This window comes from Pseudoalteromonas sp. AWM4_233, from assembly GCF_056158285.1.
In genome coordinates, this window is record NZ_JBSWSZ010000001.1 from 2371773 (window position 1) to 2391539 (window position 19767).

Annotated in this window: 12 protein-coding genes; 1 reads left to right on the forward strand and 11 read right to left on the reverse strand. The window is 41.6% G+C overall.

Going from position 1 to position 19767, the window contains the following annotated elements; all coding sequences use genetic code 11:
* Positions 1 to 54: 54 nt before the first annotated feature.
* From ACXAC4_RS10595 to ACXAC4_RS10625, 7 genes are all read right to left on the reverse strand, one after another.
* A complete protein-coding gene (locus ACXAC4_RS10595) occupies positions 55 to 732 on the reverse strand; it encodes an SPOR domain-containing protein (protein ID WP_475161276.1) in 678 nt (225 codons plus the stop codon).
* Positions 733 to 743: 11 nt separating this feature from the next.
* Complete coding sequence (gene folC / locus ACXAC4_RS10600) at positions 744 to 2006, reverse strand: bifunctional tetrahydrofolate synthase/dihydrofolate synthase (protein WP_475161279.1); 1263 nt, start codon at positions 2004 to 2006, stop codon at positions 744 to 746.
* Positions 2007 to 2029: 23 nt separating this feature from the next.
* Positions 2030 to 2911, reverse strand: coding sequence for an acetyl-CoA carboxylase, carboxyltransferase subunit beta (gene accD / locus ACXAC4_RS10605; RefSeq protein ID WP_138480922.1), 882 nt, complete (start codon positions 2909 to 2911; stop codon positions 2030 to 2032).
* A gap of 164 nt (positions 2912 to 3075) precedes the next feature.
* The gene (gene truA / locus ACXAC4_RS10610) at positions 3076 to 3873 is read right to left on the reverse strand and encodes a tRNA pseudouridine(38-40) synthase TruA (protein ID WP_138480924.1); all 798 of its coding nucleotides are present in this window, start codon (positions 3871 to 3873) and stop codon (positions 3076 to 3078) included.
* Positions 3874 to 4020: 147 nt separating this feature from the next.
* Positions 4021 to 9594, reverse strand: a complete 5574-nt coding sequence (locus tag ACXAC4_RS10615) for a FimV/HubP family polar landmark protein (RefSeq protein ID WP_475161287.1) — start codon at positions 9592 to 9594, stop codon at positions 4021 to 4023.
* A 272-nt stretch (positions 9595 to 9866) separates the two neighbouring features.
* Entirely contained in the window at positions 9867 to 10883 is a 1017-nt protein-coding gene (locus tag ACXAC4_RS10620; RefSeq protein ID WP_138480928.1) for an aspartate-semialdehyde dehydrogenase, read from the reverse strand.
* Positions 10884 to 10894: 11 nt separating this feature from the next.
* On the reverse strand, positions 10895 to 12019 hold the full coding sequence (locus tag ACXAC4_RS10625; RefSeq protein WP_475161291.1) for a 4-phosphoerythronate dehydrogenase: 1125 nt from the start codon (positions 12017 to 12019) through the stop codon (positions 10895 to 10897).
* A 214-nt stretch (positions 12020 to 12233) separates the two neighbouring features.
* Here ACXAC4_RS10625 and fadE point away from each other — a divergent pair, with 214 nt between their 5' ends.
* Complete coding sequence (gene fadE, locus ACXAC4_RS10630) at positions 12234 to 14684, forward strand: acyl-CoA dehydrogenase FadE (protein WP_475161293.1); 2451 nt, start codon at positions 12234 to 12236, stop codon at positions 14682 to 14684.
* A 93-nt stretch (positions 14685 to 14777) separates the two neighbouring features.
* Here the strand turns inward: fadE and ACXAC4_RS10635 are convergent, their stop codons facing one another.
* The 4 genes from ACXAC4_RS10635 to ACXAC4_RS10650 all read right to left on the reverse strand — a co-directional run bounded on the left by ACXAC4_RS10635 (position 14778) and on the right by ACXAC4_RS10650 (position 19514).
* Positions 14778 to 15167, reverse strand: a complete 390-nt coding sequence (locus tag ACXAC4_RS10635) for a MerC domain-containing protein (RefSeq protein WP_475161295.1) — start codon at positions 15165 to 15167, stop codon at positions 14778 to 14780.
* Positions 15168 to 15247: 80 nt separating this feature from the next.
* Positions 15248 to 17701: a TonB-dependent receptor gene (locus ACXAC4_RS10640; RefSeq protein WP_475161299.1), complete on the reverse strand. Its 2454-nt coding sequence runs from the start codon at positions 17699 to 17701 to the stop codon at positions 15248 to 15250.
* A gap of 149 nt (positions 17702 to 17850) precedes the next feature.
* A complete protein-coding gene (locus ACXAC4_RS10645; protein WP_475161300.1) occupies positions 17851 to 18924 on the reverse strand; it encodes a DUF6136 family protein in 1074 nt (357 codons plus the stop codon).
* 5 nt (positions 18925 to 18929) lie between these two features.
* The gene (locus tag ACXAC4_RS10650) at positions 18930 to 19514 is read right to left on the reverse strand and encodes an ABC transporter ATP-binding protein (RefSeq protein ID WP_475161303.1); all 585 of its coding nucleotides are present in this window, start codon (positions 19512 to 19514) and stop codon (positions 18930 to 18932) included.
* Between the last annotated feature and the right edge of the window lie 253 nt (positions 19515 to 19767).

Here is a 19767-nt window from a genome sequence, read left to right on the forward strand (position 1 = left end):
AACAAGTCGTTAATTTGGGGCGCATTCTATAAGAGCCAAGGGTCAATTACCAGATCATTTTGTTATATCGAATTGGGTTAGTCGGCCTTTTAGTTTTGTAAGCTTTTCTAACTCTGGCAATTTTTGTTCTAAATCGGTCTTATCTAACTGAGGGCCAACGAATACTTTAGTTAATTCCCCATTGCGCGTTTTAATAGGTCGTGTAAATGCAGTAAAACCAGCATTTTTTAGTTTTTTCATCAATGCTTGAACATTGGCTTTATGAGAAAAACTGCCCAGCTGTATGACGTACGCCATGCTGGTTAAGTTAGATGTTTCTGAACGTTGCAAAGGCGCTATTTCAGCCTCTACCACTTGCTGTTGCGGTTTTACAACTTCAACCTCTGGTTTTGCCTCTTCAACAACTTGTATTGGTTGTGAGCTTGAATCGTTTGCCGCTGTGTTAACAACGTCTTTTATTTCTGAGCTGTCAGCTTTTTCTGTAGATACTGGCTCAGCGTCAAGTGCAATTTCATCAAGCAAGGATTCGGGTTTAATCTCAGGAGCAAGCTCAGCTTTTGCGTCAATCTCTTGCTGAATTTCAATTGTAGTGAACTCAGGACGTTCAGGAATAGTTTTAAAACCATCTTTGAAGTGAACCTTTTCACCATCAAGAATATTCGGTATAAAAATGATGGCAGCGACCACCACAATACTAGTACCCACTAAACGGTTTAAAAATCCTGAGTTCACAGCTTATCTCTCTATTTTTGCCAATACTGAATTGCTTCTGCAACAGTAAAGAAGGAGCCAAATACAATCATTGCAGTCTGGTCATCAAGTCGCGATAACTGACTATCGAGTGCTATATGGACCGAATCGAACATTTTTGCGCTTTGCTGTTGCTCTTGCGGTAGCAAAGGTAACAAGTTCGACGCTTGTTCTGCACGTGGGCCATCTAAAGACGCTAATGACCAAAAATCAATTAGTTCAGACACTTCATTGATTACACTGGCTTTATCTTTATCAGCAAGCATAGCGATTAATGCATGGATTTTAAACCCTTGCTGCTTCAACTCTACTAATTTTTGCTTTAGGTAGCGTGCTGATTCAGGGTTATGTGCAACATCAGTAAATACTTTTGGTGAGTCACTTAGTTTTTGAAAGCGGCCTTCGACTTTTAAATCAGCTAAACATTTTTCAATTACTGATAACTCAGGAAGCAACTCTAAACGTGCCAGTAATGTCAAAGCTGTGGCGACATTTTGTGCTGGAATACTTGGCTTTTCAAACTCAAACTCGTTCGATTTATAACGCCAAACAAACGATGACTGTTTTGGTTCAAAGAAAAAGTCTCGCTTAGAAAGTATCAGCTCAGCTGAAATCTCATCACCATACTCAGTGACCGTATGTGGAATATTTAAGTCTCCCACTATCGCCGGTTTATCAGCACGGAAAATACCCGCTTTATCATAGCCAACTAATTCACGGGTATCGCCTAAGTACTCTTTATGGTCAAGGTCGATAGTTGTAATAACGCTTGCAATCGGCTCAACAATGTTTGTGGCATCAAATCGACCGCCCAAACCTACTTCAAGTAAGACATAATCGACTTCACAGCGTTTAAAAATCGCCAGAGCGCCTAACGTACCAAATTCAAAATAAGTTAGTGGCGTTTCGCCCCTGCCCTTTTCTAACAAGTCAAAAGCATCAATATGATATTGATCGTCTAATTCTTTACCATTAACACGAACTCGCTCGTTGTAACGAATTAAATGTGGTGAAGCATACGTGCCCACAGAGTAACCCTGAGCGAGTAACAAGCTTTCTAAGCAACGTGCTGTGGTACCTTTACCGTTAGTACCGGCAATCATGATGATTTTTGAAGAAGAATTGAGAAGATTAACCGAATCGGCAACTTGTTTGATGCGCTCCAAGCCCATTTCGATATTGGCAGGATGCACACGCTCTAAATAACAAAGCCAATCATCAAGGCTTGATGATTGGCAAGGTATATTTTGTGACATAAAAACAGCTTAAATTAAAAAATTTACGCTACTCTATGCTCTTGTTCAGTAGATGGCAAGTCCATAAACTTCGCTAAGTTACGTGCTAGAGTGTCACGCATTTCACGACGGTCAACAATCATGTCGATTGCACCGTGTTCAAGCAAGAATTCTGAACGTTGGAAACCTTCAGGTAATGTTTCACGAACAGTCTGTTCGATAACACGCGGACCTGCGAAACCAATAAGTGCTTTTGGCTCGGCAACATTGATATCACCAAGCATTGCCAGTGAAGCTGATACACCACCCATTGTAGGATCGGTCATTACTGAGATAAATGGTAAGCCTTTTTCACTCATTTTAGCCAATGCTGCACTTGTTTTAGCCATTTGCATCAATGACATAAGTGCTTCTTGCATACGCGCACCGCCTGATGCAGAGAAACATACTAATGGCATGTTGTGCTCTAAACATTCGTTTACAGCATCAACAAAACGCGCACCTACCACTGATGCCATTGAACCACCCATGAATGAGAATTCAAAAGCAACAGCAGCAACCGGCATACCTTTAAGACGACCCGTCATCGCAACAAGTGCATCTTTTTCGCCACTTACTTTTTGCGCTGCTGTAATTCTGTCTGAATATTTTTTAGAGTCTTTAAATTTAAGCACATCTTGTGGCTCGTGCTCGATGCCAATCTCTTTACGATCAGCATCGTCTAAAAACATTTCAAGGCGCTGACGTGCGCTAATACGCATGTGGTGGTCACACTTAGGACATACGTTGTGTGACTTTTCTAATTCTGCTTTATACAAAATTGCATCACATGATGAACATTTTGCCCAAACACCTTCTGGGACTTCTTTTTTGTTATTACCTGATGATTTGGTGGTTCTAGGTAAGATTTTTTCTAACCAACTCATTTGCAATTCTCTTATGCTAATTCTGTGTTGTGGCGTCTGTATTCATTCAGACAAACTGAACTCATTAAACCATGATTTATTAGACAAAGGTATAAAAAACTGGTCGTATAAGTCTTAAATAAGCCGCCATAATTCATTAACTAACCCAAGCTTTCGCTTTAAAATTACTCAATCTCAGTATCTGGTAAGAATAAAGGACCAAGTGGTGTCGACGGTATTTGCCATTGCTCTGGGTAATCAACATCGACTAAATATAATCCATTTGGCTTTGCTGTGGCACTTGCTTGAGTTCTATCTTTGAGTGCCAATAATTCTGCCATCCATTCAGGTGGATATTTACCCGTACCAATATCTAGCAGAGTGCCTGTGATGTTTCTCACCATATGATGTAAAAATGCATTGGCTTTCACGTCAATGATGACAAAGTTACCTACTCGCTCGACACTTAAGTGCAGCATTTTTCGAAATGGCGTGTTTGACTGGCAATGCACAGCACGAAATGAAGTAAAGTCTTGTTCACCTAACATAACAGGACAAGCCGCTTGCATCAGTTTTTCATCAAGCGGATGATGGTAATGCGTCACACCGCTTCTTAAAATACCTGGTCGATAAGGATTATTGTAAATCACGTAACGGTAACGGCGTGCTGTCGCGCTGAAACGAGCATGAAATTCATCATCGACCACTTGCGCAAACTGGATCGCAATATCGTCAGGCAGTTGCGAGTTAGCACCTAAGGTAAATGCGCTCATATCTCGCTCTGAGTGAGTATCAAAATGCACCACCTGACCAGTAGCATGAACACCTGCATCTGTTCGACCTGCACACACCACTTCGACTTCATGGTTACAAATGCGAGACAGAACAGTTTCTAACTCTTGTTGAATACTGTTTACATGAGACTGTCTTTGCCAACCACTGTATTGAGCGCCGTTATATTCGATACCAAGTGCTACACGCATGAATTTATTACCTCTGTCTAGACTAGCGCAGCATTCTAAGCCATCGCGACTTTGAATTAAAGAGAGAACTGAGCGCTAGAAAAAATAAAGGAGGCTAACGCCTCCTCTATTACTGGTTGTTTAAATGACCAAAACTAAGCATATACATTAAGACTGTATTTTTTCTCTTAGTGAACTTGCTTCAGCTTGGACTGATTCAGGACCTGCATTTATAACTTCTTCGATAATGGCGAGTGCACTCTCACTGTCATCAATTTCTATATATGCTCTGGCTAAATCTAGTTTTGCAGAAAAACCGTCGGCTTCTAAATCAACATCAGGGGCATTCTCGCCTGCAAGCAAATCATCAAAATCACCTAAACCAACATCCATATTCGCTTCTTGATAAGGCTCTTCTTCTGTTTCAAAGTCGTCACTCTCTGCGAGTAAGTCGTCAATTTCTAGATATTCTTCAACGTCTTGCTGAGAAGCCTCATCATCGCTTTCAATTGCAACATCTAATGTGCCAAGATCTTTATTTAACTCTTCACTTAAGAGCGCATCGAAATTGAGCTCAACGTCATCTAATGATGACGTATCAATTGGTTCTGGTTCAGCTAAATCATTCAGCAATGCATCAAAGTCAGTATCAGAAATCTCTGACATAAACTGATCTTCAATCGCCGATTCATCAATAGCTAGTTCAACAGGTTGTTCAACTTCCTCGTTGTTAGCAAGATCATCAAGTTCGTTTAAAAACGCCTCTGGTGATATTGCTTCAAGATCCGTTAAAGCTTGCTCCGTTTGAATATCACCTTCAAGCTCTTCATCGGTGCCATCAGCAATTAACGAATTGTCACTAGATAGCTCAGAACCTTCCGCTTGAACGGCTTCTTGTTGGGCTAGTGTATCTTGAATCTCTAGAGCTTGTTCTTCAGTTGCGGCTTCTACTGCAGCATCTTCATCAAATTCAGGGTAGCCTTCAATTTCCAACTCATCTTCAGAAGGCGACTCAACTACTTCTTGAAGTGCCTCTTCTTGAGCTGGTGTATCTTGAATTTCTAAAGCTTGTTCTTCGGTTGCAGCTTCTAGCGCGGCGTCTTCGTCAAACTCCGGAAAATCTTCGATTTCAAGCTCATCTTCGATGCTGTCAGCAGGTAACTTATTCCCAGAAGGCAACTCAACTTCTTCCTTAAGTACCTCTTCTTGAGCTGGTGTATCATGAATTTCAAGTGCTTGCTCTTCCGTTGCAGCCTCTAGCGCGGCATCTTCGTCAAACTCTGGGAAATCTTCGATTTGAAGCTCATCTTCGATTGATGGTGCACTTTCTTCCTGAATAGTTTCCTCTTCAGGTGGTGTATCTTGAATTTCTAAAGCCTGTTCTTCCGTTGCAGCTTCTAGCGCATCCTCTTCGTCAAACTCCGGGAAGTCTTCAATTTCCAACTCATCGTCGATGCTGTCTGCATGTAACTCATCCTCAAAAGGTAACTCAACTTCTTCCTGAAGCGCTTCTTCTTGAGCTGATGTGTCTTGAATTTCTATAGCTTGTTCTTCTGTTGCAGCCTCTAGTGCGGCATCTTCGTCAAACTCTGGAAGGTCTTCGATTTCCAGCTCATCTTCGATGCTGTCAACTAGTAACTCATTCTCAGAAGGCAACTCAACTTCTTTCTGATGTGCTTCTTCTTGAGCTGGTGTATCTTGAATTTCTAGAGCTTGCTCTTCTGTTGCAGCTTCTAGCGCGGCGTCTTCGTCAAACTCCGGGAAGTCTTCATTTTCAAGCACATCTTCGATGCTGTCAGCAGGTAACTCATCCTCAGAAGGCAACTCAACTTCTTCCTGAATTGCTTCTTCTTGAGCTGGTGTATCTTGAATTTCTTGAGCTTGTTCTTCTGTTGCAGCTTCTAGCGCATCATCTTCGTCAAACTCAGGAAAGTCTTCAACTTCTTGCTCATTATCATCTTCTAACAAATCATCAAAAGAAAGTTCATCATCTGTGAGTAAATCATCGTCAAGTGTGCTATTTGATGTTACACCTGCTTCTAATGCTTGCGATAATTCCTGCTCAGTTTCACTGATATTTAGAACATCCTCATCCAGTTCTTCATCTAAATCTAATTCTGGATAACTTTCTAATTCAGCACTTGGTGTAACCGTATCAATTTCTGGCAACTCTTCTTCAGATGATAAATCAATATCATCTGACAGCGGATCATCACCAAGCTCCACTTCTCCGTCATACTCAGCATTATTTTGCCACTCAGCTTCAGACTCTAGCTCCTCCAGCATTTCATCAACGCTTTTCAAAGGAGCTTGTGGTGTTTGAGCTTCTGGTTCCGTCGGTATGTCTTCATCAACATCAGTTGAAGTATGTTGATTCATCGCATTTAGCTCATCAACAATACTCTGCTCAATAGATTTAGGCTCTAATATTTCATTTTCAGAAGTTGCAGATTCTTCGATTTGGTTTTCTTCACTTAACTCTTCTTCAAAGTCTGGCTCGTCGATTAATTCGTCTAGCACTGCATCAAACTCGTTTTCATCTGTTGATGCAGGTTCTGTTAACAAATCATCTTCAAGAAGGCCATCCAACTCATCGATTGCGATGTCATCTTCTACGCTTTCAACTTCTTCAGTCGGTTCTAGTTCACTTACTTCTTGGGTTTCTTCACTTAATTCTTCTTCAAAGTCTGGCTCGTCGACTAAGTCATCAATGACAGCATCAAGCTCGCTTTCATCTGTTGGTGCAAGTTCTGTTAATACATCATCTTCAAGGAGGTCATCTAAATCATCGAGTGCGATGTCGTCTTCTGCGCTTTCAACTTCTTCAGTCGGTTCTAGCTCACTTACTTCTTGGGTTTCTTCAAAGATTTCTTCACTTAACTCTTCTTCAAAGTCTGGCTCGTCGACTAAGTCATCAATGACAGCATCAAGCTCGCTTTCATCTGTTGGTGCAAGTTCTGTTAATACATCATCTTCAAGGAGGTCATCTAAATCATCGAGTGCGATGTCGTCTTCTGCGCTTTCAACTTCTTCAGTCGGTTCTAGCTCACTTACTTCTTGGGTTTCTTCAAAGATTTCTTCACTTAACTCTTCTTCAAAGTCTGGCTCGTCGACTAAGTCATCAATGACAGCATCAAGCTCGCTTTCATCTGTTGGTGCCGATTCTGTTAATACATCATCTTCAAGGAGGTCATCTAAATCATCGAGTGCGATGTCGTCTTCTGCGCTTTCAACTTCCTCTGTTGTTTCAGGTGATGCTGTCTCTGGAACTTCATCAACGGTTTCTTCAATTAATCCTTCTTCAAAGTCAGGCTCGTCGATTAATTCGTCTAGCGCTGCATCAAGCTCGCTTTCATCTGTTGATGCTGGTTCTGTTAATACATCATCTTCAAGGAGGTCATCTAAATCATCGAGTGCGATGTCGTCTTCTGCGCTTTCAACTTCCTCTGTTGTTTCAGGTGATGCTGTCTCTGGAACTTCATCAACGGTTTCTTCACTTAATTCTTCTTCAAAGTCAGGCTCGTCGATTAATTCGTCTAGCGCTGCATCAAGCTCGCTTTCATCTGTTGATGCCGGTTCTGTTAATAAATCATCTTCGAGGAGGTCACCTAAATCATCAAGCGCGATGTCATCTTCTGAAGTTACAACTTCCTCTGTTGTTTCAGGTGTAGATGTATCTTGAACATCTTCAAGGAGGTCATCTAGATCATCGAGTTCGATGTCGTCTTCTACGCTTTCAACTTCTTCAGTCGCCTCTAGTACACTTACTTCTTGGGCTTCTTCAAAGTCTGGATCATCGACTAGGTCATAAATGTCTAGATCCAAGTCATCTGCTTCTAGCGGATCTTCATTACTCGATAACTTATTTTGATTTGACTCATCTATTAAAGAATCAATGTCATCTAAATCAACATCAGCTTCTTCAGTTTGCGCTATATCAGGTTCATCTTCACCTTGAGTTTCATCTAGTAGCGCGTCTATGTCATCGATATCAAGATCATCTGAAGTAACATCATCAAGCAAACTGTCAACATCATCGGCATCTACTAATTGTGAATCACCATGTTCTGAATCTGAACTTTCTTCTACTGCACCACCGACTTCGTCTAAAAGATCATCGATATTATCAATATCAAAATCTTCTTCATCGTTGATCTCAACAGCAGGCTCATCAGTTTGCGCAACTTCATCTAGTAAATTGTCGATATCATGCAGATCAAAGTCTTCATCTGCTCCTTCAGAACTTTCATCCTTTGGGGGCTGGTCTGCAACCTCATCAATTAAGCTGTCAATATCATCTAGATCAAAGTTATCTTCAGTATTTTCTGGCTCTTCTGTCGCAGCCTCATCTAAAATTGAATCTATATCGACATCTTCTTGCTGTTCAGTGGCTAGTTCTTCACTTAACGCTGCCAAAGCATCATCACTCACGTCTAATTCATCATCAGATGAGTCGTCGGTTTCATTAAATAGATCATCAAGGTCATCAGAACTTAAAATATCGTCGCTGCTTGAACTACCGCCATCTAAGTCAACCATATCATCGAGCGAGTCGTCTGCATCGAAGTTTTGCTGTAAGAAGTCGTCTAAATCATCACCTTCAGAGCCATCATCGAAAGCTACATCGTCCCCTAACAAGCTATCTAGCTCGTCTTGATCAAGCGTGTCATTACCTGCTTCAAAGCTATCATCTTCCAAAGAATCAAACATCATGTCGTCGTCTTCAGGCAAGATGTCATCGTCTAGCTGCACGCTATCTTCAACTGGTACGTTACTATCTAACGGCGGTACATCTAAATCTAGTGGATCAGCCGCAGCTGCACCTGCGACTCCCGCGGCTGCGGCGGCACCTGCTGCCTGGGGTAGGAAATCATCTTCATCATCTGTGCTATTAGCATTCTTACGTTTACGTAAGAACATCACTAAACCACCAATGACTAATAAGGCAGGTAAAGTTGCAAGCACCCCAATCATCACGGGGTTTGAAAGTAAATCAGCACTTTGTTCTTCTTGTTGCTGTGCTCTTTGACGCTCTATCAAGGCGTTTTGAAGTTCGATGACAGACTGAAGCTGTTGCTGAATTTCAGAATCTTGCCCAAGTTGATTGCGAACATTTTGCAGCTCTTCAGAAATGTTTGTTAGCTGGCCTTTTAGCTTGTTGTTTTCTTCTAGTATTTCTTCGACACTGCGAACCGAGTTCTTAAATTGTGATTGTAGCTCTTGTAACTTAGCATCTTGCTCCATTTGTAATGACTTAAGCTGCGAAGTGAGTTGCTGTTGTGCATTATCAACATCGATTTTTCGCGCTTGAGTAACTTTTTTTTGTGCTTCTTCAATGGTTTGGTTGTCGAGCATGCCGCTCTTTTTTAGCTCCCACAAGTCATCGTCTTGATCGGAGCGCTGCTTTGCTATGGCTGGGTTTTCACGACGCATTTCTGCAATGGTCGGTATTTTAAGGTACGCGCCATCGCGCATGTGATTTAGGTTTTGATCTAAAAAAGCATTGGGGTTTTTACGGTAAAGAGCACTCATTACCTGATAAACAGTAACAGAGCCGTCATCAGGCCTAATTTTTTGCGCAATTCGCCACAAAGTGTCCGAGGGCTTTATTGGGCCAATAGAGCGACCCATTTGACCATAATCGGCATTCTTAGGGCCCTTTAAAATGGTACCGTCTTGTGTGTAGGCTGGTATGGTTATCAATGCAAATGCAAAGAAACAAATAAACACTAAACCGCGCATGTTGATCCTTTAGATATCATGTCCAACATCGTGCTAAACATTAAAATATTGCTAATGGTGGCTTTTGCAAGCTCTATTCCAACTGCAAACTATAAACCAGTTACATTGGAATATCTATGGCAAAGCTTTGATAAATAGTGCCTAGAGCGTACTAAAGTATGAGAAGATGTGAACAAAGAATATTGTTTATAGTCAATATATTGGCTGGTTTTTGAACTGGCAGCTATAAAAAGCGGCAAAACCCTGCCGAAGCGGGGTTTTACCATTGCGAATTAGAGGTAGTTATTTATTAACTCTTCAGCTATTTGCACGCTGTTAGTCGCTGCACCCTTGCGAGTGTTATCTGAAACCACCCATAGGTTTAAACCATGAGGGTGAGATATATCAGCGCGTAAACGACCAACATACACAGTATCATTACCGCTAGCGTCTGACACTGGCGTCGGGTAATCGTTTTCGTCTTCAATGAGTTCAACACCAGGGGCATCGTTAAGTAACTGCTTAACCTGCTCTAGGTCATATGGCATACGCGTTTCTAAATGAATGGCTTCAGCATGACCAAAGAACACTGGCACACGTACTGCTGTTGGATTCACCATTACCGAGCTGTCACCTAAGATCTTTTGCGTCTCCCACACCATTTTCATTTCTTCTTTGGTATAGCCATTTTCTTGGAAAGCATCGATTTGCGGGATCACGTTAAACGCAATTTGCTTAGGGAAAATGTCGTTTTCCATCGGACGTGCATTCATTAGGTTAGCTGTTTGCTTTGCCAGCTCATCGACCGCTTCTTTACCAGCACCAGAAACCGCTTGGTATGTAGATACGTTAATTCGGTCAATCCCATAAGCATCGTAAATTGGCTTAAGCGCCACTAGCATTTGAATCGTAGAACAGTTTGGGTTAGCAATAATGTTGCGATTTCTAAAGTCTGCTAAGTTATGTGCATTTACCTCAGGCACAATCAGAGGAACGTCATAGTCGTATCTGAAATGTGAGGTATTGTCGATCACAACACAGCCCGCTTCTGCGGCGATGGGTGCATATTTTTCAGATACGCTGCCACCTGCAGAGAATAAACCAATATGTGCGTTCGAAAAGTCAAACTCTTCTACATCTAAAACCGTCACTTTTTCGCCGTTAAAGTCAATTTCTTCACCCGCACTTCTGCTGCTTGCAAGCGGGAAAAGCTGATCAACTGGAAACTTACGTTCTGCTAATGTTTCAATGATTTGACGACCAACAAGGCCTGTTGCGCCAAGCACGGCGACATTAAATTTCTGAGACATTTGACCTCATCCTATTCTGAAACTGTAAAGCCAAGTGTTGCGAGTTGTTCCGCAAACTGACTACCATTATTTTTTACTGTCACTGTGCTGAATTCTCGTCTTACTGGATAAGACTTACGAAGGTGATCAAAACCCTTCTCTGACAGTGACTTTCTTAAAATGCCATCATCTCGTCTAAGATCGTAAACCAGATGAACAAGTCGACCTAAATCGCCTTGGGTAAAATTATCTTGTACTGTGACTTCTGTGATCACAGGTTTTGGTAAAAAGTCACTTAACTGTTTCTCTGCTGGGATGCCTAATAACTCGCATACCTTTTGATAAAGCATTTGCGTACCACGAGCTTTGCCTTCAAGGGTGTGTCCTGCGATGTGCACACTGCTATAACGTACAAAAGGTAATAAGTCAGTTAAGATATTTGGTTCGTTTTCCCATACATCTAACACCAGTTCTAACTGCTTTCCAGCTTGCAAAGCTTCAAGTAATGCTTGGTTGTTAATGACTTCGCCACGGCATGCATTGATCACCAACATATTTTCTTTTAATTTTGCAATACGCGCTGCATCAATTAAATGCAGGGTTTTATGCTTACCTGTTCTAACTAATGGCACGTGAAATGACACTATGTCAGATTGCGCTAATAGGTCGTCTAACTCAATATGCTCTTCAAGTTCACCATTTTCAAACTTAATTGGGTCACACAACAACAAATTGATGCCACTGCCTTGCAGTTTTTCACGTAAACACTGACCAATGTTGCCCACACCGACAATACCTAACGTTTTACCTTGCAAGCTTGTTGATGTTTCTTGGGCATAGGCATAAAGTGCACTTATCACATACTCTGCAACAGCAATGGCATTACAGCCAGGTGCGCTACTAAATGCTATTTCTTTGTCGTTAAGTAATTCAGTATCAATATGATCGATACCTATTGTTGCAGTACCCACAAATTTTAGTTTTTTAGCATACTGTAATAGCTCTGCGTTAACTTTTGTTACCGAGCGAGTCAGTAAGATATCAACGTCTTCGATTTGTTCAGACTTGGCATTGCGCCCATCAAATCGCATTACACTGCCTAAATCAGCAAAATACTCCTCAACTAAAGGCATATTTTGATCTGCCAAAATTTTCATCTATTTTTTCCGTGGTAACTGCAAAAGCGCATTGTAACCGCGGTATCAATAAATTGCGACTCAGTGACTTTGATTAGACAGTTTTTATTGGCCAGATAACTGGACAAAACTGTTAAATCGTGCAAATTTCAAACTCATCAGATGACTTGCAATCATTAGCAGTTAGAGCTAGTCTAAAGCTTAGTGGTCAGACCACCATAACAAGGAAAACAATATGACTCTGATTTTTGTATTAATTTTAATCGCGCTACTCAGTGTCGCTAGCTATCACAGAGCTAGCTGGCATAGCTGCGTAGCGGTAGCTGGGGCAACCTTGCTAGTCGGTACTATTGCGGGTGCATTTGGTGCTTTATCTTGGCTAATTTTCTTAGCCATCGTATTGCCTTTATCACTAAGCAATATTCGTCAACAGTACATCAGTGGCCCGCTTTTCAAAGCATTTAAAAAGGTCACACCAACTATGTCAGAAACCGAGAAGTCTGCAATCGATGCGGGTACTACTTGGTGGGAAGCAGATCTATTCTGTGGCAACCCAGACTGGCGTAAACTTCACCAATATCCTAAGCCACGTTTAACGCCTGAAGAACAAGCTTTCTTAGACGGTCCGGTTGAAGAAGTGTGTGCCATGCTTGACGATTGGAAAGCAACGCATGAATTAACTGATCTACCAGAAAACGTTTGGCAATATTTAAAAGACAACAAATTCTTCGCGATGATTATCAAGAAGCAATATGGCGGTCTTGAATTTTCAGCTTATGCGCAATCTTGTGTGCTACAAAAGCTAACCAGTAAATCGACTCTTCTATCTTCAATCGTTGGTGTACCAAACTCGTTAGGTCCGGGTGAGCTACTACAGCACTATGGTACGCAAGAGCAGAAAGACCATTATCTACCCCGCCTTGCCAAAGGTGATGAAATTCCATGTTTCGCATTAACGTCTCCTGAAGCAGGTTCTGACGCCTCTTCAATTCCTGATTTCGGTGTGGTTTGTAAAGGCGAATGGAACGGCGAAGAAACGCTAGGTATTCGTTTAACTTGGAATAAGCGTTACATCACGCTTGCCCCTGTTGCGACTGTATTAGGTCTAGCGTTTAAACTACGTGACCCTGATGGTTTATTAGGTGATGACAAAGAACCTGGTATTACGTGTGCGCTGATCCCAACTAACACACCAGGTGTTAAAATTGGTCGTCGCCACTTCCCACTAAACGTGCCATTCCAAAATGGTCCAACGCAAGGTGAAGATATTTTCGTGCCTATCGACTACATCATTGGTGGCGCAAAAATGGCTGGTCAGGGCTGGCGCATGCTGGTTGAATGTTTATCTGTGGGACGAGTTATCACACTGCCTTCAAACTCTACAGGTGGTATCAAGTCGTTGGCACTTGCAAGTGGTGCATATAGCCGTATTCGTCGCCAGTTCAAATTACCAATCGGTAAGATGGAAGGTATCGAAGAAGCATTGGCTAAATTAGGTGGTTATGCGTACAGCACTGACGCTGCAGTTACAATGTCGACAGGAGCTGTAGACTTAGGTGAAAAGCCATCTGTTGTTTCAGCTATTCTTAAATACCATTTAACTGAGCAGATGCGTGACTCTACCAAGCATGCGATGGACATACATGGTGGTAAAGGTATTTGTTTAGGTCCAAATAACTATTTAGGCCGTGGCTACCAAGGCGCACCCATTGCGATTACCGTTGAAGGTGCAAATATTCTTACTCGTAATATGATCATTTATGGTCAAGGTGCTATTCGCTGTCACCCATTTGTACTTGCTGAGCTAAATGCGGTATCAATGGAAGACAAACGCGAAGCGCTTAACAGCTTTGATAAGTCGCTAATGGGCCATATTGGTTTCACTATTTCGAACCTTGTGCGAACTAAGTGGCTTGCATTAACTGGTGCGCGTTTTACGAAAGTACCTTTCAATGACGAAACGGCTGATTACTATCGTAACGCAGCACGCTTCAGTGCGGCTTTAGCCTTTATGTCTGACATCTGCATGGCGGTATTTGGTGGCTCACTAAAACGCAAAGAACGTATTTCTGCACGTTTGGGTGACTTACTCAGCTATCTATACCTAGTGTCTGCGACGCTTAAGCGCTATAACGATGAAGGCCGTCAAATCGAAGATCTTCCGTTTGTACAGTGGAGCTGTCAAGAACACCTATATCTATGTCAACGTGCATTGGCAGATCTAATCAACAATATGCCATTTGCACCATTGCGTTTCGCGCTTAAATTAATGCTATTCCCATTCGGTCGCCCTGTTCGCAAGCCAACCGATAAACTAGAGCAAAAAGTAGCGCGTTTACTACAAACGCCTAATAACGCACGTAGCCGATTAGCAGCACATATCTACACAACAGATGAGCCGCTAAACCTTATTGGCAAGCAAGAGCAAACGCTTAAAGATATCTTAGATATTGAGCCACTGTTCGATAAAATTTGCCGCGCAAAAGGTCAGAAAATCCCATTCATGCAGTTAGACAAAGTAGCTGCAGATGCACTTGAAGCCGGCATTATCTCTAAAGATGAAGCTGACAAGCTTGCTGCTGTTGAAGCAAAACGTCTTGACGTCATTAACGTAGATGACTTTGACCCAGCTGATTTATTAGCAGGCAAAGCGCGCGTGACTGAAACAAGCTCAAGCGCAGCATAAGTTTACTACTCAAATGAAAACGCCAGCTAATGCTGGCGTTTTTTATGTAATTCTTAGCTCGCTAGAGTAGCTAGATATTTAATAAAACTAGTATTAATGACACTTACCAGTTTGGCACGCATTAAAGTTTTTATAATGACTAAAAGCGACTATTAAGCTGCCAAAAATAGTCAACAACTTCTCGCCTTCAGCAGGCATTAAATCGTGTGCAAAAAAAGCAGCAAATAGAAGTACAGCAATACCGAAAGAGCCGTAACCAAATAGCTGCCACTGCTTATGCTTTTTGCACCCTAAAGTCAGCCCGCCTAAGCTAGTCAGTAAAACTCCCACAAGCAACCATCGATGAAACGACTCATCACTGAAGAACATCGCGCCAACAGCCGGTAAAAGTGCCGTAATTAGAGGTAATAGTAAGCAATGCACCACACACAGAGCTGAAAAGCTGATTGCAAACTTGTCTAACTTACTGGTTAAGTCTCTCATTTTTATATTGCCTTATTCTATTTTTTTAAAGCGATACCTAGCGACTGAGTTTGCACTGGGTACCGCTGTCGATAGTTTGCTTAGAAAACGCCTCTGATACCAAGCGCAATACTTCTGCCTGGTCGTGGGGCTAACTCTTTCAAGAATGAGCTATGTACTCTCGCTTCTGTGTCTGTCAGGTTGTGACCTTTTGCATAGAAAGTAACTTCATGCTCGCCAACAGGTAAATGGTAGGCAATAGACGCATCAACCATAGTGTATCCATCTGTCGCTGTTTCAAGGTATGCAATCTTGTCTTGCTTTTGATAACGAATAACGTCTAGGTTTGCACTGAAGTGGCCAGTCTGATAATTAAATTTGGTACCAAAACGCAGTGGAGGGATCATAGGTAAATCACCACCTTTGTCTAAACTCGCATTCACATAGTCTGTAAAGAACTCAGTCTTTAGTTCACTCGTTACTTGCCAAGCAAATTGTGCTTCGAAGCCATATAGGGTGACATCATCTGTTTTAAACACATACACAGGTAATTCATCAGAATGCTCATCATGACCTTCATGATCGCCGTGGTCGTGGCTATCATGGTCGTGCTCACCATGATCATGATGCTCATGACCACTTGGCGCGAACACTTCTGTCGGTGTCTGGTAATAATAGTTATCAACTTGGTTATAGAACACATTGACTACAACACCAAAGTCCCCTTCAAGCTTTCTAAAAGTCAGATCAATGTTGTTCGCCGTTTCTAGTTCCACATCCTGCTTAGTATCAAAATCAAAGTGCACATTGTCTGTTTCGTGCAAATCAAACATTGCACCCACTTCAAAGGTGCGTGTGCCAATGTGAGGCCCAAATGAGAACAGCTCAGCAGCTGAAGGGGCTCGTTGAGAGCGAGAAACAGACACGCCTAAGTTATAGCCCGGTGTAAAGTCCCACACTAAGCCAGCTGAAAGGCTAACTGGGTTGAACTCTTGGTCGACTGCGAATACGCGACCTTCCGCGCCGTGGTCATGGTCATGGTCATGGTCATGGTCATGGTCATGGTCATGGTCGTGGTCGTGGTCGTGGTCGTGGTCGTGGTCGTGGTCGTGGTCGTGGTCATCATGCACATGAAGCTCAACTTCAGGCAACATGACTTTTGGTGCATCGATAGTGACACGTTCAACTCGTGCACCTAATTGTAATAAAACATCGTCAAAATGACGCTCTTCCATCCAAGCAAATGCCAAAGTTTCAGTTTCTGATGGCGGTGTAAATGCTTCAGCACCCTGTGCTGAGAAATCACTACGTTTATAATGAAGACTAAAACCACCTCGCCAGCCATTCATGTCACGATGGAGTGCATCAAACTTTGCTTCAACTGTTTCGTTCGCGAAAATAGTCCCCACTACTCCATGCTCTATCTCAGCATGTTCATAATCAGTGTAAGCAACACGTGTGTGTAAGCTATCAATAAGACTATCTGTAAATTGCAGCTCACTTAATAACTGAATACGGTCTTGCTCAAGTTCAGCAAAAACAGGCACTTCTTCATCACCATGGCTATGACCAGGAATACCATATTCACGTTCTAATTTACCTACAGATACGCCCACATAGCCATTATCTAAGATATAACTTGCACCTGCTGTAGCGCCCTTAGATTCTTCACCGCTGTTGGCAATTTTATCACTACCATGCTCATCTGTTACTGGTACTTTGTAGTCATCAGATTCTCTATAAAAACCATCAAAGTGCACTGCGATATTATCGCTGCCAGTGTTAATATTTACTGATGCCAATTTCTGGTTATCTACTGAGTCATGCTCTACTAGCCATTCTCCAGATTGCTCGACTTCTCTTGGGACGCGTTTATCAACGACGTTAACAACACCACCAATTGCACCACTACCGTAAAACAAGGTTGCAGGACCTCGAAGTACTTCAATTTGCTCAGCCGTTGATGCTTCTGATGACACTGAGTGATCAGGGCCAACACGTGATGCATCACTTACATCTAAGCCATTTTGGGTAATCAAAACACGAGGACCACTTAAACCGCGTATAATTGGAGTACTCGCCACGCCAGCATGAAAATTAGTATGTACACCCACCTCTTTAGCTAAACTGTCACCTAAAGTTGCTGACTGTTGATTACGCAGCGCATCGCCTGATAAAACACTCACAGGTGTTGCTGATTCCATATTTGACGCATGAAATGGGCTTGCAACCACATCAATAACTTCAATGGCTGAAGGCGTTAAAGATACTTTTACATCTTGTAAGCCTGACTCAGTTAAATCGTAGCTCGAGTTAAAATGTGCAAAACCAGAAGCTGCTGCATGCAACTCTACTTTTCCAGGCTTAATGCCTGATATAACAAACTCACCTTTTGAATTGGTTTCAACAGTTTGCAGACTGCCCATAATAGAGACTTTAGCATTAGCAACTGGTTGATTATTTTTATCTAAAACAGTGCCTGAAACTTGGTTTGCAATTGCAGAAAAAGGAAGTGCTGCTGAGAGTAGCAACATTACGGGAGATAACTTAAACATCAGTGCCTCAAGAAAGATTCAAATTGATACAATATAACATATCTAAAATACACTATTTCTTACGCTGCTAAAACCCGTTTTAAGAATTATTATTATTTAAAAACAATAAAGGCCCTTTCGGGCCTTTAATTCAATTGTGTTAATTCATATTAAAAAATAACCATTAGCATGATGAAACTAATAGCCAATGAAGCCCAGACCACAGCCATAAATTGCGGCCTATTCTTACAAAGAATCAGTACAAGTGGCGTGATCAATAAGCTCATCCACATACTCACATGCGATGAAAAAAGGCAAAGCATTGGCAAAGTGAACATGCTCGATAACGCAATCAAATACACATACTGAGACCGTTTTATTTGCGAGAACTGATTTAAGCTTCTCCAAAATAGCTGATGCTTTCGAACATACTGATTCGTTTCTATAAATAAACTTGACCACCATAGCTGGTTTATTAACGCACCACCTAATGCATACCAATGCACAAGATCAGAACGCTCAGTCACTATTATAAAGACCGCCCAAAACACTAGGCCGCTCATAGTAAAGCGCCAAGTGAGTGACCAAATGTTGTCTTTAAAATAGCTCAGCCAAAATGTCCAAGGTGTAATAGTTATCTGATAAGAACAATTGAGCCGTTTCGGTAAATATAACGATATTAATAGCAATAAGTTTAGCGCTAAAAAAAACATCAAGGTTGATTCAAAAAAGAATAATCCAAAAAATGCCAAAGTACTTGTCCAAATGACTGCCGCAGGTCGATACATTAATACAAGAGCGAAACTAAGCTGTGTAAAAGCAAACGCAAGATAGTGCGGTGCACGGCTTAGCTTGTCTGCCCCCATTGATATCATTAAGAACACACTTAAGCCAAACAACAGATGGCACATCATTAAAGCTGTAATATCGCTGAGTATTTGCGGTAACTTATTTTTAAGTAATGTGGTATGGAAGGAGCGATGTTTTAGGTCTAAAATCGCAGGCTTTAACACCGTGAGTAACAAAGATTGAAAAATTAAATATGCCAAACCGACTTGCATACTGATCACTGCACTGCTGCTTTGTACAATTTTACCTAAGCCAAAAAATAAGCCAGCAATAAGTCCAGGTAAAAATACATAAAACATCGTCATGAGCATAAGCACGAATTGCTGAAGCTGTTTGAATAGCTCATTGATGGCGAGGCTAAACGCCTGATGCCGATATGAAAAGTAATGTTTCATAACGCTTACTCTGCAAACAATGGCTGTTTATCGAAGCCAATTTCAACGAAGGGCTCTGGCTCATGACAACTAATTATTAATTGCCCTTTATATTGCTCAATCCATGCAAGTAACGCTTTTACACTATCGGCATCAAGCGCTGCGCTCGGCTCATCTAAAATTAAATAATCACAGTGACGCATCATGGCATTAATTAATTGCAATTTCTTTTGGTTACCTGATGACAGCTCACCCACTTTAGTATCGAGAAACTGCTTGAAATGTAACATCTCACATAGCTGCTCTGGCCATTCACATTGCCAACTAGATTGTGTGAGCGTTAATATTTGTTTCGCTGTTAAAAATGTAGGAAAAGGGATTTTATCTGAGGCTATAGCAACCTGATTCTGTAATTGCGTAACCTTTTCGCCATCTAATAAAATGTCACCACTGTAATGCGGGTCGAGGCCAGCAATAATGGTAAATAATGTTGTTTTCCCCAAACCATTTTCGGCTTCAATACACAGCTTATTTGCATTAAAAGCGCTTGAGTAATTTTGAAAAACGATTTTATTTGCAAAGCTCTTGGTAAGATTTTTTACTTCAATCACACGGTACTCCTTTTTGAAGAGCATGACTGTAGCATATTTCGGGATAAAGATACGGGAAGAATAAAAGAAGTTTACTGGCAGCCTCTACAGGAATCGAACCTGTAACTCCCCCTTAGGAGAGAATTGTAAAAATAAAAAAACCACATAAAAACAAAGCACTAAAAAACCATGAATGGTAACAAAGAACCACTAAAAAGGTTTCTTACATATTTTTCAATTTATAAAAGAAACCACGCAAGTCACATGCCATAGG

Excerpts from the sequence above, each read along its gene's own strand:
- folC (WP_475161279.1), bottom strand. The coding sequence starts at position 2,006 with ATGTCACAAAATATACCTTGCCAATCATCAAGCCTTGATGATTGGCTT.
- accD (WP_138480922.1), bottom strand. The coding sequence starts at position 2,911 with ATGAGTTGGTTAGAAAAAATCTTACCTAGAACCACCAAATCATCAGGT.
- truA (WP_138480924.1), bottom strand. The coding sequence starts at position 3,873 with ATGCGTGTAGCACTTGGTATCGAATATAACGGCGCTCAATACAGTGGT.
- ACXAC4_RS10615 (WP_475161287.1), bottom strand. The coding sequence starts at position 9,594 with ATGCGCGGTTTAGTGTTTATTTGTTTCTTTGCATTTGCATTGATAACC.
- ACXAC4_RS10620 (WP_138480928.1), bottom strand. The coding sequence starts at position 10,883 with ATGTCTCAGAAATTTAATGTCGCCGTGCTTGGCGCAACAGGCCTTGTT.
- ACXAC4_RS10625 (WP_475161291.1), bottom strand. The coding sequence starts at position 12,019 with ATGAAAATTTTGGCAGATCAAAATATGCCTTTAGTTGAGGAGTATTTT.
- fadE (WP_475161293.1), top strand. The coding sequence starts at position 12,234 with ATGACTCTGATTTTTGTATTAATTTTAATCGCGCTACTCAGTGTCGCT.
- ACXAC4_RS10635 (WP_475161295.1), bottom strand. The coding sequence starts at position 15,167 with ATGAGAGACTTAACCAGTAAGTTAGACAAGTTTGCAATCAGCTTTTCA.
- ACXAC4_RS10640 (WP_475161299.1), bottom strand. The coding sequence starts at position 17,701 with ATGTTTAAGTTATCTCCCGTAATGTTGCTACTCTCAGCAGCACTTCCT.
- ACXAC4_RS10645 (WP_475161300.1), bottom strand. The coding sequence starts at position 18,924 with ATGAAACATTACTTTTCATATCGGCATCAGGCGTTTAGCCTCGCCATC.